The organism is Gallalistipes aquisgranensis, assembly GCF_014982715.1.
Taxonomy (GTDB): Bacteria; Bacteroidota; Bacteroidia; order Bacteroidales; family Rikenellaceae; genus Gallalistipes; species Gallalistipes aquisgranensis.
This window is the reverse complement of record NZ_JADCJY010000001.1, coordinates 627,053-644,929: the sequence shown is the minus strand read 5'-3', so window position 1 is coordinate 644,929 and position 17,877 is coordinate 627,053. Positions and strand designations below refer to the sequence as shown.

Sequence of the window (17,877 nt, the reverse complement as noted above, 5' to 3'; positions counted from 1 at the left end):
TCGATTTGTAAATTCCAGTCACACACATTTCTACAATTAAAAAATCGGCATAAATGGCTCATGCGCAAACAAGACATATTTTTTCGACTACGTTACCGATCGCGTTTCCGAGGATTTTTTCACTATAAACAATTATTTGTCCAATAATCTTTAATAAATTTAAAACATAATTTATTTCCACAATGAACTTTCAAACAACCTAAAACACAAAAAACATGAGACAAAACTGCAACCCTTCACGCTTCATTAACCTTGATTCGAACAGACCAAATTCCTATTGAATTATGAAAAAACGAATAACTTCGAGATTTCACAATACGATACTTTGGCAATTTGTCCTGTTGAAAGTTGTATTATGCATGATGATGGTGATCGTAGCCGGGGAAAGCTACGCTCAAGCCACAAAAACTTCGTCAACGACCGCTTCATCGCCACGTCACAAAGTCCGCGGTACGATCATAGATGAGGCGGGAACTCCGATCGTCGGTGCATCCGTGATTCTGGAAGGTACTCAAGAGGGGGTTATCTCTGATGCGAAAGGAGCTTTTACCATTTCTGCGCGAATCGGAGACAAACTCACCATATCTTTTATCGGTTATCAAAGCGTAACCATAGAAATAAAAGAGAAAAAATCGCTGACCATCACCCTCAGACAGGATATCACTCAGGTCGAAGAGGTAGAGGTAGTCGCTTTCGCCCGTCAACGGAAAGAGAGCGTGCTCGCCTCCATCTCGACCGTGAAACCATCGGCTTTGAAAACCCCGAGCAGCAATTTGACCACAGCGCTTGCCGGTCGTGTTGCCGGACTTATCTCTTACCAGCGAAGCGGCGAACCGGGACAGGACGACGCCAGTTTCTTTATTCGCGGTGTAACCTCGCTGACCTACGCCAGCGGCCCGCTGATCCTGATCGACGGTGTGGAGATGTCCTCCTCCGACCTGGCCCGGCTGCAACCCGACGATATCGCCAGTTTCTCGATCATGAAAGACGCCACGGCAACGGCGCTTTACGGTGCACGCGGAGCCAACGGTGTGATTCTGGTAACCACGAAAGAGGGACACGATGGTCCGGCGACCATTTCGATCCGATATGAAACATCGCTGTCGCAGCCGACCAAAAATATCGAACTCGCCGACCCCATTACCTACATGCGGCTGAACAACGAGGCTATTTCGACCCGCAACAAACTCGCTCCGACCCCCTATTCGCTGGAGAAGATCGACAACACGATAGCCGGTAAAAATCCGATGGTATATCCGGCTGTCGACTGGCGCGATCTGCTGCTCAAAAACCGGACAGTCAACCACCGTCTCAACTTTAACCTCGGTGGCGGAGGAAAAGTAGCCCGTTACTACATCGCGGGAACATTCAACCAGGACAACGGTATATTAAAGGTAGACAAGCGCAATAATTTCAACAACAATATCGATTTGAAGCGTTATCTGCTCCGTTCCAATGTCAACATCAACGTCACCAAGACGACCGAAGTCATCGTTCGTCTACACGGCACGTTCGACGACTACTCGGGTCCTCTCGACGGAGGTAGCGATCTGTACCAAAAGATTATGCGTACCGACCCTGTAAGCTATCCGGCATACTATCCCCCTACCGGCGAGTATGCAACGGCCAAACACATTCTTTTCGGAAACTACGACGAGGGACAATATCTCAACCCCTATGCCGATATGGTCAAAGGCTACAAACAATACTCCAAATCAACCATGCTCGCGCAGTTCGAGTTGAAACAAGATCTCGACTTTATCACTCCGGGATTGAAGGCTCGTGGACTGTTCAGTACAACACGCTATTCTTATTTTGACGTCAGCCGTCAATACACTCCGAATTATTACACGGTAGGAGGATATGACAAATACACAGACCAATACACCCTGCGCCAGCTCAACACCGACGGCACCGACTATCTGACCTACAAAGAGGGTGGCAAAGATGTCAATACGGTGACCTACTTCGAGGGCGTGGTCAATTACGACCGAACGTTCAACAAGAAACACGGCGTGAGCGGCCTGTTGGTTCTCTCTGCTCGCAGCAAACTCGTCGGTAACGCAGGATCGCTGATCGCTTCGCTGCCTGCCCGCAACCTCGGTCTGGCGGGACGGTTTACCTATAATTACGACTTGCGCTACTTTATGGAGTTCAACTTCGGTTACAACGGATCGGAACGTTTTGCCGAATCCGAGCGTTTCGGTTTCTTCCCCTCAATCGGTGTGGGCTGGATTCTCTCAAACGAACCGTTTTGGAAAAAGAATAAGACGGTCGATATGCTCAAGCTGAAAGCTACCTACGGTCTGGTGGGCAACGATGCGATCGGTACTCAAGAGCATCGGTTCTTCTACTTGTCTCAAGTCAATATGAACAACTCCAGCTACGGAGTCCAATTCGGTAACGAATACACTAACTCCATCAACGGAATCTCGGTCAGCAAATATCCCAACGAACAAATCACCTGGGAACGCTCTTACAAGATGAACTTAGGTCTCGAAGCACGCTTGTTCGATATGTTAGATTTTCAGTTCGATTATTATACCGAAAAACGTACGGGTATCCTGCTCACCAGAACCTATATTCCCTCTTCGATGGGCCTTATGGGCAGTGCCCCACAATCCAACCTGGGAGAAGCTTCAGGATCGGGTATTGACTTTTCGATCGACCTCAACAAATTCATCACAAAGGACTGGTGGATCAACGGACGTGTTAACTTCACCTACGGAACTACCGAGTACACCAAGTACGAAGATGTGGACAATTCCATGACTCCATGGCTCGAACGCGTGGGACGCCCCGTATCCCAACAAAAAGGCTACATCGCCGAACGTCTTTTCGTCGATGACGAGGAGGTTGCCAACTCGCCGACTCAGTTCGGAGTCTACGGTGCGGGCGATATCAAATATCGTGATATAAACGGAGACGGCAAGATCACCACCGATGACCAAGTGTACATCGGTTACCCGACAGAACCCGAGATTGTCTACGGTTTCGGATTCTCGACCGGTTTCAAAGGTTTCGACTTCTCTTGCTTCTTCCAGGGTCTGGCCCGCGAATCGTTTTGGATAGATTCGGAGAAAACCGCTCCGTTCATCGATACGGACGGCTCGTCGAGCATCGTGTCGAAAAACGCCCTGCTGGCAGCCTATGCCAATGACCACTGGTCTGAAAGTAACCGCAACATATATGCCCTGTGGCCGCGTTTGTCGGGTGAACTGGTGGAGAATAACAATCAACGAAGTACCTGGTTCATGCGTGACGGTTCGTTCATGCGTCTCAAATCGGTAGAGTTGGGATACACCCTTCCCGAATCTTTTACAAAAAAAATATATCTGAAAACTGTCCGCCTGTATGTAAGCGGAACCAATTTATTGACATTCAGTAAGTTCAAATTATGGGATCCCGAGATGGCAGGCAATGGTCTCGCCTACCCCACACAGAGGGTGTTCAACTTCGGCATTAACCTAACTTTCTAATGATCAGACCAATGAAAAAATATCACATAGTTTCAACCCTGCTGTTAGTATCGATGTCATCCTGTGCGGGATACCTGGATATAGTTCCCGACGATGTGGCAACCATCGATTACGCTTTCCGGGACAAAGTCAAAGCGGAAAGATTTTTGGCCACTTGTTACAGCTATATTCCCGATATAGGCAATCCTGCCAAGGACCCAGCCATTATGGGTAGCGACGAAACCTGGAACTTTATCAACAAGACCGAAGCAAGTAGCACCGTGGGCAACTACAACAGCTTCTATATCAAAATGGGATTGCAGAACAGCAATGCTCCCTACGTCAACTACTGGGACGGAGAGAATTCGGGAGGTGATCTGTTCGAAGGCATCCGCAACTGCAATATCTTTCTCGAAAACGCCGATAAAGTAGGCCCCCAGTTGGCAGGAGCCGAGAAAGAGCAATGGAAAGCCGAAGCCAAATTCCTCAAGGCCTATTACCATTATTACCTGATGCGCATGTACGGTCCCATTCCGCTCATGCGTGAAAACATGTCGATCGAAGCCTCGACGGAGGAAGTCAAGGTCTACCGAGACCCCCTGGACGAATGTGTGAACTATGTCATACAGCTCATCGACGAGGCAGTACCCTATCTTCCTCTGAAGATCAACGATCCGGGAGTCGACATGGGCCGCATTACGCAAGCAATTGCACTGGCCATCAAAGCAGAAATATTGGTTACTTTTGCAAGTCCCTTGTTTAATGGAAACCCCGATTTCATATCGCTAACCGACAACCGCGGCGTAAAATTGTTCCCTCAGACCCGCGACGACTCAAAATGGGAGAGAGCTGCCCTCGCCTGCAAAAATGCGATCGACACTTGTCTGTTGGCGGGACACGATTTATTCGAATTCAACGATCCCAACTATGTTTACATGCTTTCACCTGAGACAATTTTGCAGCAATCGTTACGGTGTGCAGCTACCGACCGATACAACAAGGAGATCATTTGGGGCAACACGAGTGCCAATTCGAAAAATTATCAATCGCATACCCTGCCTTTCTTCGAGGACTCTTACCAAAGTACGATACCCTGGCGCGGCCTTCTGGCTCCGACGTTCAAAATGGCCGAACTATATTACTCCGTCAATGGCGTACCTATCGAAGAAGACAACGAATATGAATACGGCGACAGGTTCTCCATTGCCACAGCCGACCAAACCACCCACAAATACTCGATTCAACCCGACTTCAAAACGGCGAAACTTCATATGAATCGCGAAGCCCGTTTTTATGCAAATCTGGCTTTCGACGGAGGATATTGGTACGGCAACGGACGTTATGGCGACGTGGACGCCAACGAAGCGACAGCCGCATGGAAAATGCGCATGAAACAAGGTGAGACCATGGGTAAATGCGGTCCCGTACGTTATTCCGTAACCGGCTATTGGGCCAAGAAACCGAGCAGTATCCAGAGCTCTGTTACCTCTGCAGGCCGGTCAAACATTTATCGTTACAGTTTTCCCATCATCCGTCTGGCCGACCTATATCTCTATTATGCCGAGGCGCTGAATGAAACAAAGGAACAACCCGATGACGAAGTGTATTATTACATCGACCTCGTACGTAAAAGAGCCGGCCTGAAAGGTGTCGTAGAAAGTTGGGCCGAACATTCGACTTATCCTACCAAACCGACGACTAAAGAGGGTTTCCGGGAAATCGTTCATCGGGAACGGATGATCGAACTCAGTTTCGAGAGCAAACGATTCTGGGATTTGCGCCGTTGGAAAGAGGCCCACGAAGTGGTCCCAGGGCTAATCCAAGCATGGAATATCGACGCATCGGACGAAGCCGAATATTATCGCGTCACAACGATCGACAACATCGGTTTCCGCACAAGGGATTATCTGTGGCCTATTAAAGACTATGCCATCCGCGTGAATGGCAATCTGGTTCAAAACCCCAACTGGTAATATTTTCTCAAAATGTAAACGGACATGAAAAGTATAAGTTTCATCATTATAGCATGTCTCTGCCTCCTGTATGGTTGCAAAGAGGAGGTAGTGGGACAATATCCTGTAGATTCAACACCTCCACAGATGGTATCGAATGTCGTCGTAACAAATCTCCCGGGCAAGGTATCCATCACCTATCAACTTCCCAACGAACCGGACCTGCTTTACGTAAAGGCAGTTTACACCGACGCTTTAGGCCATCCGCAGGAGGTAAAGGCTTCCGTATTCAACAACAAACTGGAGATCTCTGGTTTCGGCCGGAAAATCAAACGTACGATCAGCTTGATTTCCGTCGACCGCAGCCGCAATGAATCGGGCCCTGTATATGTCGAAATCGAACCTGAAGACTCGCCCATTTATACAGCAGTGGCGCAGCTAAAAGTCAGACCAAGCTGGAGCGGTCTTGTTTTAAACTGGGAGAACCCCACACGAGAACAGTTTATCGTGAGGGTACTGAAAATGGATCAAGACAATAAATTCACAGAAATAGACACTTTCTATTCGACCGAGGAATCCGCACAACGCTCGGTGCGCGGCCAGGAGCCCAAACCCAGCACATTCGGATTCGTGATACAGGATGTCTACGGCAACACATCCGACACAGTCCAAGTCAACTTGACCCCTTACTACGAGATTGAGATTCCGTCCAATCTGTTTACAGCGCTTCCTCTGGCTCCGGGCTATAAGTTCCGCAAAGCACAGGGAAACATAACGTGTCTTTGGGACGGTATCCACGGCGACGGAACGAAACTTCTCTATATCGCTGCGGGCGGCGCTCCGAATCCCTACTTCACCATCGACCTGGGTAAAGAATACCTCATGTCGCGTATGAAAATGTGGCAACGAGCGAATGCCGACTACCAGTTTCAGCTCCACTGCCCCCATATCTTCGAAATCTGGGGAACCTCCGATCCTATGGCAGCAGCCGATCCCTCCAATTGGGAAGGATGGACCAAACTGGCGCTCTTCGAGAGCATTCGTCCCTCTGGCCTGGGCCCGGACGTAAAACCCACGCCCGAAGACCTCGAATATGCCAATGCAGGCGAAGAGTTCGAATTCCCGAATGACATTATTCCGATCCGGTATTTCCGTTTCCGGAGTGTCGAAAACTGGGGTAAAAGTACGGGTCTCCACTTCGACGAGTTGAAGTTGTGGGGTAAGGAAGCGACAGAAGAAGACGGAGAAGACGGAGAAGGTGAAGTCGGCGGAGAAGGAAACGAAGGAGATGAATAACTGTTAATATAAATTGAGATGAAATCGATAAAAAAATTATATGGAATCATCGTTCCGGCGATAATCGGTCTGGTCGGCTGTACGGGCATGAACGAGAGCATCGAGCCCTATTTATCCCAAGGGGAGATCATCTACATTTCGAAACCGGACTCAGCTTTCGCCTATGCCGGAGACGAGCGTTTCATGATCCGGTTTTGGATGTCCGATCCGCGTGCTACAAGAATGCACATATACTGGTCCCAGAGAACCGACTCGTTGATTATACCCATCACTGAGGACGACAAAAAGGATATGATCGATGTCTATATAGGCGATGCCGACAACCCCATAGCCGAGGGTAACTACACTATCGAACTGGTCACCCACGACAATCTGGGCCACAAATCGATCGTAGATGAAAAAGTGGTCAATGTCTACGGTGAGATTTTCGAAAAACGGGTTGTCCCCAAATTCATCAAATCGGCCAAGTATCGCAAAGCGACAAACTATGTTCCTGAAGGTATAGACATCGTATGGGGAAGTGCCGCATCGGAAAAAGAGATCGGCGTGACGCTATACTATACCGGTAGCGACGGAGAACCCAAGGAGGAATTCTATATCTCGTCAGAACTCAAAAACGGCCTTTCTCTGGAAAATATCGATTTGCGCCAGCCGATCAGCTATGTGACACACTTTTTGCCCGAACCGACGGCCATAGATACCTTTAGGACGGTGCATGAGGAGTTGCTCTTTACCGGTTCGCCCTATCAATAATCCGGGGTCATTGAAAAAGTTCCGAGGGTCAAAACCCTATTCGGACAAAAAAATTGCGGGACCGATTGGCCCCGCAATTTTTTAATACAGATTATATTTTCAGATTTTAAACGACGACTCACGAATATTCAATTGAGCCTCGAGACAAACGTTCATTTCAGGGAATTTCTTGTTATCTATCAATTTCAAAATGATCTCCGCCGCTTTGCGTCCCATCTCGGTAAGCGGCTGGGCAACGGAAGTCAACCGAGGTTCGACAACAAGTGCCGAATGAGATTCGGAAAACCCCACAATAGCAATATCTTCAGGAATACTTACCCCCACCTCTTTCAAATAACGCATGGCACCGATCGCCGCATGGTCGTTAAAGGCAAAAATGGCATCGATATTCCGTTTCGACTTCAACAACGTACACGCAGCCTCGTAGCCACCTTCAAGTACCATTCCCCCCGGAACGATGAGCGATCGATCCTCTTCGAGCCCGTATTTAGCCAACGCATCAAGGTAGCCCTTCGTTCTGTCACCCGTTATGTTCAAACTGACAGGACCCGAAATGTGGGCAATATGTCTACGACCGGTGAGTATCAGATGTTCAACGGCCGCAAACGACATTTTGTAGTTATCGATCATCACTCTCGGAGCATTGACCTGCATGGAGGCCCGCGAAATGAAAACAATCGGGATACTCCTTTCGATCAGCCCCCTGTATTGTTCGACATTTTCACCCTCTTGCGTGATAGCCAGGATAATTCCATCGACCATGCAATTTTCGAGAAACTCCATGTTTACACGTTCGGTTTCCATCGACTCTTTCGACTGCATGATAAGCAATTTGTGCCCGGTCTTTTGGAGCACATCCTGAATTCCTTCGATGACCGTAGGGAAAAATGAATTATAAAACTCGGGAATGATTATGCCGATAGTTTTGGTCTGATGCTTCGACAACATCACCGCCATAGGATTGGGTTTGTAGTTCATTGCCCGAGCCGTCTCCAGAACGAGCTCCCGGGTCTTCGGATTGATATCCCACCGATCGGCCAAGGCCCTTGAAACGGTCGACGTAGAGACTCCCAATTTTTTAGCAATATCCTTAATCGTGGTGAAATGTCTCATGGTACTTCTTTTTAGGGACTTTCAAAGATAGCTTTTTTATGCAAAAAAAACAACTTCACGTACGATCGCGGAATTTCGATAACGATACCGGTAACGTAACCGACTATTTTGAGGTCGATTTACCCAGAAAAATTTGCCTTTCTCGGACAATTATTTTAATCTTATACTATTAAACCCTAATAATAATCCATGTTTTAAAGCCTATGGTAGCTTTAGATTATATCACTATCGTACTATGCACTTTGGGGATTCTGATCGCAGGAATCACTTTTTCAAAAGCAGGACAAAGCATCAAAAGTTTTTTTGCCGCAGGGGGTAACGTCCCCTGGTGGATCGGAGGCCTGTCCCTGTTTATGGGATTTTTCTCGGCCGGCACTTTCGTCGTATGGGGATCGATCGCCTATTCATACGGTCTGGTAGCCATCACCATTCAGGCTTGCATGTGTATTGCCGGTTTCATCATAGCCCTGTTGATCGCTCCGCGATGGAAGAGAACCAGAGTACTTACGGCAGCCGAATACATCACTTCGCGTCTGGGTGTTAATGTACAAAAAACATACACCTATCTGTTCCTCTTCATCTCGATGTTCACCACCGGTTCATTCCTCTATCCCGTGGCGAAGATTCTCGAGGTATCGAGCGGACTTCCACTTTACAGCGCCATTCTACTTCTGGGGGGTATAAGCATTTTGTATGTCACGGTGGGCGGCCTTAGAGCCGTCGTGGTGACGGACGTTCTGCAATTCGTCATATTAACCGCGGCCGTTTTAATCGTCATCCCCCTCTCTTTCGACAAAGTGGGAGGTGTGTCCAATTTCATAGACAACGTACCGGACGGTTTCTTTAAAGTCTTTAACGGCGAATACACCCTGTTTTTCATTATTGCCTATATACTTTATAATGCAGTATTTTTGGGAGGAAACTGGTCGTACGTTCAACGATACACCACCGTTGCGACCCAAAAAGATGCACGGAAACTAGGCTTGCTTTTCGGCTCGCTCTATGTCATAAGCCCAATTTTATGGATGCTTCCCCCGATGCTTTACCGGGTTTACAGCCCCGACTTATCGGGTCTCGCCGATGAAGGTGCCTACCTGCTCATGTGCAAAGAGGCATTGCCCAAGGGACTGCTGGGCATGATGATCGGGGGCATGATCTTCGCCACAGCCAGTTCGCTCAACGGAACACTGAACATTTCGGCAGGAGTATTCACCAACGATATATTCTGCCGGCTCAAACCCAATGCCTCGAACAAAACGATCATGCGGGTAGCTCGTCTGTCAACCATCGGCTTCGGACTTCTGGCGGTCATCGTGGCCCTGCTCGTTCCCCATATGGGTGGTATCGTCAATGTGGTGATCAGCTTAGGAGCCCTGACGGGCGTTCCGCTCTACCTACCCGTCATTTGGACGCTATTTTCCCGACGTATTAACAGCAAAGCAGTTATGGCTACGACGCTGATCAGCCTCGGGGTCAATGCCGTCTTTAAGTTCGTCACTCCCGCCCTGTTTGATTTCGCTCTAAGCCGTACAGAGGAGATGGTACTCGGAGTCAGCCTACCGACCATCATGCTGATCCTATTCGAATTATGGTATCGACACACGGGCTATATCGATCCCAGGGCCGCAGAATGCGAACAGGCTATAATGAACCGAGAGAAACAACAGCAAGCCTCTTCACCGGAAAACATCGACGAAGTGAAAAATAACAGATACAGCATAAAAGTAATCGGAATAGGGATTTTGAGCGCAGGGTTAATGGTCGCTACACTGGGAATAATAGATACAGGATTCAAACCAGGTGTCACGATAATTGTCGGTGCAATACTTGTTATTTTGGGTGGTTTTATAATTCTAAAAGCTAAAAAATAATTCTCTATGATAACCAGCGATTTTGTTACCAATAGAAAAAATAAACGCGAGACACTCGACTATGACCTTGTCGTCGTAGGAGGAGGTATTACAGGCGTCACATGTGCCATTACCGCCGCACGTGAAGGTATTAAAGTAGCTTTAATCCAGGATCGTCCCGTCCTAGGCGGCAATGCATCTAGCGAGGTACGTATATGGATGTTAGGAGCCACTTCTCACATGGCGAACAACAACAGATGGTCACGGGAAGGTGGTTTAGTCGATGAACTGATGACCGAAAACCTATACCGCAACAAAGAGGGTAACCCCGTATTTTTAGACGCACTATTGATAGACAAAGTATGTGCAGAACGCAATATTGATCTTTTCCTAAACACCTCGGTCTCGGCCGTCACTAAAAACAATGATAGGATGATCGCTTCGGTGGATGCTTTTAACTCACAAAATTCGACCGAATATAGATTTTCCGCTCCGTTGTTTGCAGATTGTTCGGGTGACGGTATCGTAGGTTACCTGTCCGGAGCATCTTTCCGTATAGGTGCCGAGGACAAAGACGAATTCGGAGAACAATTCATTGCCGACAAAGAAGCCTATGGAGAGGTTTTGGGTCATACGATATTTTTTTACACCAAACAGACAGATAGCCCCGTTGAGTATCATGCGCCGGATTTTGCGATCAAAAACATAGAGCACAAGATAATACGAATCAACAACAGTGAATATTTCAATGTCGAACAACATGGCTGTAAATATTGGTGGATTGAATACGGAGGTCGTCTGGACACAGTTTACGACACTGAAAAGATAAAATACGAATTGTGGCGTGTTGTATATGGAATATGGGATTACATCAAAAATTCCGGCAAATATCCACAAACTTCAAACCAGACTTTGGAATGGGTCGGCATCATACCGGGCAAACGAGAGAGCAGACGTTTTTGCGGCTATTACACCTTGACGCAAAATGATATTATCTTGCAAAACACACATTATGATGCGGTGGCCTTCGGGGGCTGGTCGATAGATCTTCACCCTGCCGACGGAGTATATTCGTCACTGAGGGCGTGCAACCAATGGCACTCGAAGGGTATTTACCAAATCCCCTATCGCTGCTATCTAAGCAAGGATATAGATAATCTTTTAATCGGAGGACGTATCATCTCCGTCTCGCACGTTGCCAATGGCTCGACGCGCGTGATGTGTACCTGCGCCTATGGCGGTGAAGTGATAGGGCTCAGTGCTGCAATGTGCACGAAAAACAACGTGCTCCCCGCGGCCTTCATGGATAAAGAGAAAATCAAACAGCTCCAACGTTCTCTCATCGAAAGGGGGCACCATATACCCAATCTGGATATCTCCGCCATAGATTCACTGCTATCAAAAGCATCAATCAGTGTCTCTTCGACACTCAAACTCGACAACTTAGGCAAGAGCATTGGTTTTATGCCACTCGCCGAATCTGCTGCAACGCTCTTGTCGATAAAGGGGAATTTGCCTCGGATCTCCCTAAATGTACGTTGCTCAGAGCGAACTTCGTTAGAAATTCAACTCAGGACTTCCGAACGAATGGGCAATTTCACCCCCTGCGAAACAATAGGGACAAAAACCATCCATCTTGACAAAGGGGAACAAACTATCGACTTTGGCTTCGACTATACTACAAAGCAAGCTAAATATTTGTTTATCTGCTTTATGCGCAACGAAAAAGTAGAGATTGAAATGGCTTCAGGAATCATATCAGGCGTCACAACAGTATACAACACTGTCAATCCTGCGGTTTCGAACTATGGCAAACAGGTTCCCCCAGCAGACATAGGAATCGAAGAATTTGAATTCTGGTGTCCCAAACGTATTCCAAACAATTCGAACATAGCGTTGCATTTCCATTCACCCATAGATGGATTTGAAGCAGAAAACCTATCCAGACATATTTTTCGCCCTGTCAACTCACCTAATTGCTGGTCAGCCGATTGGAACGACATTACACCTTGGGTAGATGTGCACTGGAATGAAAAAAAGGCCCTTAATACCATACGTGTATTTTTCGATAGCGACTACGATCAAGCTCTTGAAACCGTACAGATGAATCACTTTTTTAATATATCCCCCCATACCGTGCGTAATTTCAGTGTCGAAGACGGCAATGGTAATAACATTGCTCACATAACAGACAATCACAATGCTGTATGCAACATAGTACTCAAAAGAACTGTAATTACAGATAGACTCGTATTCCGTTTCGAACGCATCAGCGACAATGCACCTGTCAGCGTTATGGGAATTATAGTAAAGTAAAATAAAGCGAATTAATGAAACCGACGCGAGAATGAACCAACGGTCCAAACATCAAGTCAAGAATTGCGGAATCGACCTCTTCAAAAAAACTTGCCCTCAACTTTACTTTATTACATCAGGTAATATAATGTCCGATTGAAGATATATCCGGCATTCCCGCTTCTACCGCCCGATCAACAGGCCTGCGGAGAGCAGTACGGCGAACAGCAGCATATTCCGCGAAGTCTCGCCCAGTAGCCGGTTCAGTTGCCGTCCCTCCCCGATCCGGCCCATCTTCCGCCATGCGGCGAAATGCGGCGGCAGATAGAGCAGGGGCAGAAGCCCGGCCCATCTCAGCCCTTCGGCAAAGAAAAGAAGGCAAAGCCCCGCGGCGGCAACTCCCAGCGCCAGGTAGAGCGAGTGTCCGGCCCGGGCGCCCCACGCCACAACGAGCGTGCGTTTCCCGCTGCGGGCATCCTGTTCCCGGTCACGATAGTTGTTGACCATCAGCAGGGTATCGACGACCAGCCCGCAAGCCAGCGAAGCGACCGTCACAGAAGAGGTCCATCCGTGACACATGACATAATAGGTACATCCCACCGGAACGAAACCGAAAAAGAGCAGCACCAGCACGTCTCCCCAACCATGATAGGCCAGAGGATAGGGTCCCGCCGTATAGAGAAAGGCGAACAGGATGCAGAGTATCCCCACGGCGATCAGTTCCGGGCCGCCATAAAACAACAGGCAGAGCCCCACGGCACAGGCCGACGCTGTAACGATCAGGATACCCCGTTTCATGGCGCCGGGCGCGATCCAACCTTTGGAGACGGCACGGTCGGGACCGAGACGGTCCTCGCCGTCGCTCCCCTTCAGGTAGTCGCAGAGATCGTTGATCAGGTTGGCGTCGACCTGCATCAGAAAGGCGAACCCCAGGCAGAGCAGGCCGGGCGTCCACGCGAAACCGCCGGCTTCGGCAGCCAGCGCGCATCCGATCAGCACGGGCACGGCAGCCCCGGCCAATGTCTTGGGACGCGAAGCCAGCAACCATGCCCGCCAGGGAGTCATTCGTTCGGTATCCATCGTTCGCAGGGTAAAAGTCACCGCAAAGATAACCAAAATTCGGAGCCGACGGTCATCACCTCGCCGATACGTCCGCCCCACCCTCTCAGACAGGGGAAACGGCGGCCGATCCGTAAACCGGGTATGACAAACCGGAATATATATAACGGGAAAACGGGAAACGCCCCGTATCTTTGCCGTATCGAAAAAACGACAAGATGGGAACCATGAGTAAAAAAGTACTGATCCTCTCCTCGAGCCCGCGCCGCGGAGGCAATTCGGACACCCTGTGCGACCAGTTTCTGCAAGGGGCGCAGGAGGCGGGACACCGGGCGGAAAAAATTTTCCTGAAAGACAAGACCATTCATTACTGTACGGGGTGCAGCGTGTGCAGCATGTACGGCAAGCCCTGCCCGCAGCAGGACGACGCGGCGGAGATCGTAGAGAAGATGATCGAAGCGGACGTGATCGTGATGGCCACACCAGTCTATTTCTATACGATGTGCGCTCAAATGAAGACGCTGATCGACCGCTGTTGCGCCTGTTACCTGGAAATCCGGGACAAGGAGTTCTACTTCATCGTCACGGCGGCCGAGACGAACATTCCGGCCATGGAGCGCACCGTGGAGGGATTCCGAGGATTCCTCGACTGTCTCGAAGGCGCCGCGGAAAAGGGGGTAATCTACGGCGTGGGAGCCTGGAAAGTCGGGGAGATCGAAGACAAGCCCGCCATGCAGGAAGCCTTCGAAGCCGGGAAAAACGTGTAGCCGCAGGAATCAAGGTCTCCGGCGACAGCCGGTCCCTCTGTCCCGCACGGCCCCGGCCGTCAGCCGAAAGCCAGCGCTTCGATTTCGACCAACAGCTCCGGACGGCACACGTCGGCCTCCAGAAAGAGCAGATCGGCCTCCGGATAGGCAGCCCGTACGGCCTCCTCCACGGCTGGCACGTCTTCGGCGCGTTTCACATAGACCCGTGCCGAACGGACGCGACACCCGGAGGAGACCTGTGCGGTGAGTTGTCCGATATTGCCGACCGTCACTTCCGTCTGCCGGACGGCATCCATCCCGGCGAGCGACTCTTCGCGCCGGATGGCGGCGGTACCGGAGACGTAGCAGAGCGACTGCCCGCCGTACTCCACCACCCTCGCCCGTTCGAACTTAGGCGTCGTGGGGACGGCCCGGTCGCCCGGACGGAGCACCTTTTCCGAATAGACATGCGCGGCACGTTGCAGCGGATTGTCCACCGCCCGCGAAACCAGACCGGTTGCCGCATTCACATCGACCGTGATGCCTCCGCATACGGTTCCGATCCCCGTCGCCGCAGGATAGCCGTTCGTCCAGAAGACCGGAGCGTAGAATTCGCTGCGGGCGTCATTGAGCGCCTGATAGTGCTGGCAGCCGTGCGTTTCTCGGGTGATACCCTCCACATAGTTCCACTGGCGCTGAATGGAATCGATCGGAAACCCCTCCCGGCGCATGATCTCCGCCACCCGGCCGAAAACGACCTCCGCCTGGGCGGGTACGCAGTCGGGCAACCAGGTGTTATGGGGCCCCACAGAGAGGAAAAGCTCCCGCCGCTCCCCGTCGTCGCACACGATATAGGGAATCTTTCCGAAGCACCCGTACCGCACCGCACCCCGCCGCGGCAAGGCATGATAGTGGACCTCGGCAGCCAACGCACGGGCCGGAATACCGCCCGACAGAGGCCTTTGGGCGACGAGACTCCATACGGGCCGTTGCCGGGGATACCGTCCGGACAGCACCTCTCCGATCCGTTCGGCGACCGTCCGGAAAGTCTCCCCTTCGGCCGCATCCGTAAAAAACACGAGGCGGACCGGCACGGTGCCGGAAGGCCGTCCGCCGACCAGCCGCTCCGCCAGCTCTCCGGCACAGGTGCGGACATCCTCCCCGCTGGCGAGGGCCGTCCTGCAAAAATAACCTCCTTCCATCCTATTTCTCTTTATTCGGTTGATCTGCGGCCGGTTTCCGCTTCGCCGGCTGTTTCGGAGAGACGGGCATCATGGCGGTCACGGCAGGGGTAAAGGCGCTGACGGCGGCCACGAAAGCGTTGCGGGCCTGTCCGGCGATCCGTTTGGATGAGGCCTTCACGACACCCGACACGACCAGCTGGGTTGGCACGGCCCGCTGACGGGCGCTTTTGCATTCGATCTCCAGCACCGCCTCCGACTGTCCGGGTCCGACGACCACCGCCTCGGCCTTCACTCCCCGTTCGGAGGAGCGCAGCATCAGCGTGATCGGCTCGTCGTACCCCTCGTCCCGACGTACCCGCACGGTCAGGGGCACCTTACGCTCCGCGGAAAGCGACAGAGGCCGCTCCGGTTCCGCCACGCTGAGCGAGAAGGGCAGCCGGTCGGTCACCTCCAGGCGAAACTCGTCGATCGGCATCAGGTGGGTATAATAAAATGCCTGCATCATGGTCTCCACGGGCCGCGCATCGCGGCGCACGACACGCCCGCCCTCGCCCTCGGCCGTCCCGTAGATTTTCGGCTGCACGACTGCCGTGTCGGCCCCCTCCGGCGCGGTAACCGTCAGCATCAGGCGCTGGCTTCCCTGCGGAATCCGGACGGAACTGATCCGGAACCCTTCGGGCAATCCCTCTACATGCAGGTCGATCGGCCCGCGAAACTGCTGCTTGCGGAGAGCGATGACATTCAGCACTCCGCTTCCTCCCCGGGCGACCGAAACGGTCGCCGGTTCGATATTGAGGGCGAAATCGGCTTCCGCTCTCCCTACCTTCAGACGGTAGGCATACTCCTCCCCACCCTTACCCTGCGACTCGATCAGCCGCAGAAAACAGGTCTCCTCCTGCCGGAACCGGCGGATGATCTGCGGATCGGCATGGTGCGTGAGCAGGTACTCCTCCTTGTCCGGCGTATCGTCCACGTCGGCAAGCACCTTTCCCCGGCTGTCGTAGAGGGTCATGCGCATGTCGGCCGGCGACCCCAGACGGCGGGCCATCACCTCGAAAACGACCGGCTGGCGGGCCGGTACGTCGATCCGGTACCAGTGTACCCGCATCGGACGGTCGACCACCGCATTGAAAACCTCACCCAATCCGATCTCGGCCGCCTGCCCGATCGTGAAATTCGGCCTGCGGGAATCGGCATAGCGCTGGACCTCCGGACCCGACTCGAAATAGACGGTGTTCGACGCAGGTCCGTTCTTTTTCCTCACCGAGACGGGAATCCGGCCCTCCTCCGCAGGTTTCAGCTTCAGAGCGGTTCCGGGCAGGTTCACGCCCCTCAGCATCACGCTGCTCTTCCGGCCGGTCGTACCGCCGAGCGGATAGATCGAGGTGATAAAAGGCAGTTCGCCCAAGTCGATACGATAGACGAAATCCTCCCGCCCGCGGTGAAGCGCATCGCGTATCTCCACCGTATATTCGCCATCCTCCGGCACGTCGAACAGAATGACCGGATCGACCTGGTAACGATAGTCGTCGTTATAGGCAACCTCCTTCATCCGGCTGTCGTAAATCCGCATCACAGGCTGGAACCAGCCCGGCACGGCATCGGCCAGATAGGGAACGAACAGCCGTCCTTTGGCCCGCGCCACGAGCGTCTGCCCCTTGCGGGCGCGGAACCGGAAACGGTCGGCATCGCTGCGCATCACCTGGCCGTTCAGTGTGGCCGGGAGCGTCTCTACGAAAGTTCCCTGCTCATCGTCGGGTTCTTTCCCGAGCACATCGGGCAGTTCGCCCACTTCGAAATAGAGGCGGTTCGTCATGCCGTTGGGCAGCAACAGCCGCAGGTCGCGCAGACCCGGCTCGGCATCGGGAGCCACCGTGAGGCGAAAACACACCTGGTCGGCCAGTTGGAGGTTGTCCTCCTCGCCGATATTCCTGCGGCCCTTGCGTTTCTTCTTCGGCTGGCCCTCGGGCAGAGGGACGAGCTCCCCCTTCACCCCGGCTCCGCTCACGACGATGCCCTCCGCACGGCTCAGGTTCTGGCCGCCGACCGTCACCTCCACGGTGGTTCCCCGGGCAGCTCCGCAGGGATAGACGAAACCGATGTTCCCCTTCTGGGGAAATACGGCACAGGCCGCCGACACGAATATGGCAAGCAACAGATATCTCTTCATA

The 17,877-nt window shown here is 51.7% G+C and carries 11 protein-coding genes; 7 read left to right on the top strand and 4 right to left on the bottom strand.

Annotated features, from left to right (window positions below; translation table 11 throughout):
• Window positions 1–365: 365 nt before the first annotated feature.
• The 4 genes from INF32_RS02315 to INF32_RS02300 are packed head-to-tail and all read left to right on the top strand — an operon-like array spanning window position 366 to window position 7,459.
• Window positions 366–3,479, top strand: coding sequence for a SusC/RagA family TonB-linked outer membrane protein (locus INF32_RS02315; RefSeq protein WP_394368326.1), 3,114 nt, complete (start codon window positions 366–368; stop codon window positions 3,477–3,479).
• Between the two features lie 11 nt (window positions 3,480–3,490).
• On the top strand, window positions 3,491–5,431 hold the full coding sequence (locus INF32_RS02310; protein WP_226386802.1) for a RagB/SusD family nutrient uptake outer membrane protein: 1,941 nt from the start codon (window positions 3,491–3,493) through the stop codon (window positions 5,429–5,431).
• 24 nt (window positions 5,432–5,455) lie between these two features.
• Window positions 5,456–6,706, top strand: coding sequence for a DUF5000 domain-containing lipoprotein (locus INF32_RS02305; protein WP_226386801.1), 1,251 nt, complete (start codon window positions 5,456–5,458; stop codon window positions 6,704–6,706).
• 18 nt (window positions 6,707–6,724) lie between these two features.
• Window positions 6,725–7,459 (top strand): DUF4998 domain-containing protein, encoded by a 735-nt coding sequence (locus INF32_RS02300; protein ID WP_226386800.1) that lies wholly within the window; start codon window positions 6,725–6,727, stop codon window positions 7,457–7,459.
• A 99-nt stretch (window positions 7,460–7,558) separates the two neighbouring features.
• Here the strand turns inward: INF32_RS02300 and INF32_RS02295 are convergent, their stop codons facing one another.
• Window positions 7,559–8,572, bottom strand: coding sequence for a LacI family DNA-binding transcriptional regulator (locus INF32_RS02295; protein WP_226386799.1), 1,014 nt, complete (start codon window positions 8,570–8,572; stop codon window positions 7,559–7,561).
• Between the two features lie 203 nt (window positions 8,573–8,775).
• Between INF32_RS02295 and INF32_RS02290 the strand changes: the two genes are divergently transcribed.
• Together INF32_RS02290 and INF32_RS02285 are read left to right on the top strand one after the other, a co-directional pair.
• Window positions 8,776–10,443 carry a sodium:solute symporter family protein gene (locus INF32_RS02290; RefSeq protein WP_226386798.1) on the top strand — a complete coding sequence of 556 codons (1,668 nt, stop codon included), beginning with the start codon at window positions 8,776–8,778 and terminating at the stop codon, window positions 10,441–10,443.
• Window positions 10,444–10,449: 6 nt separating this feature from the next.
• The gene (locus INF32_RS02285) at window positions 10,450–12,738 is read left to right on the top strand and encodes an FAD-dependent oxidoreductase (protein WP_226386797.1); all 2,289 of its coding nucleotides are present in this window, start codon (window positions 10,450–10,452) and stop codon (window positions 12,736–12,738) included.
• Between the two features lie 162 nt (window positions 12,739–12,900).
• Here the strand turns inward: INF32_RS02285 and menA are convergent, their stop codons facing one another.
• Window positions 12,901–13,797 carry a 1,4-dihydroxy-2-naphthoate octaprenyltransferase gene (gene menA, locus INF32_RS02280; protein WP_226386796.1) on the bottom strand — a complete coding sequence of 299 codons (897 nt, stop codon included), beginning with the start codon at window positions 13,795–13,797 and terminating at the stop codon, window positions 12,901–12,903.
• A gap of 206 nt (window positions 13,798–14,003) precedes the next feature.
• On the opposite strand from menA, the gene INF32_RS02275 reads away from it, so the two are divergent.
• Window positions 14,004–14,543 carry a flavodoxin family protein gene (locus INF32_RS02275; protein ID WP_226386795.1) on the top strand — a complete coding sequence of 180 codons (540 nt, stop codon included), beginning with the start codon at window positions 14,004–14,006 and terminating at the stop codon, window positions 14,541–14,543.
• A gap of 59 nt (window positions 14,544–14,602) precedes the next feature.
• On the opposite strand, the gene INF32_RS02270 is transcribed toward INF32_RS02275, so the two are convergent.
• On the bottom strand, window positions 14,603–15,724 hold the full coding sequence (locus tag INF32_RS02270; protein WP_226386794.1) for a chorismate transformation enzyme, FkbO/Hyg5 family: 1,122 nt from the start codon (window positions 15,722–15,724) through the stop codon (window positions 14,603–14,605).
• 1 nt (window position 15,725) lies between these two features.
• Window positions 15,726–17,876, bottom strand: coding sequence for a hypothetical protein (locus tag INF32_RS02265; RefSeq protein ID WP_226386793.1), 2,151 nt, complete (start codon window positions 17,874–17,876; stop codon window positions 15,726–15,728).
• Window position 17,877: the final 1 nt, after the last annotated feature.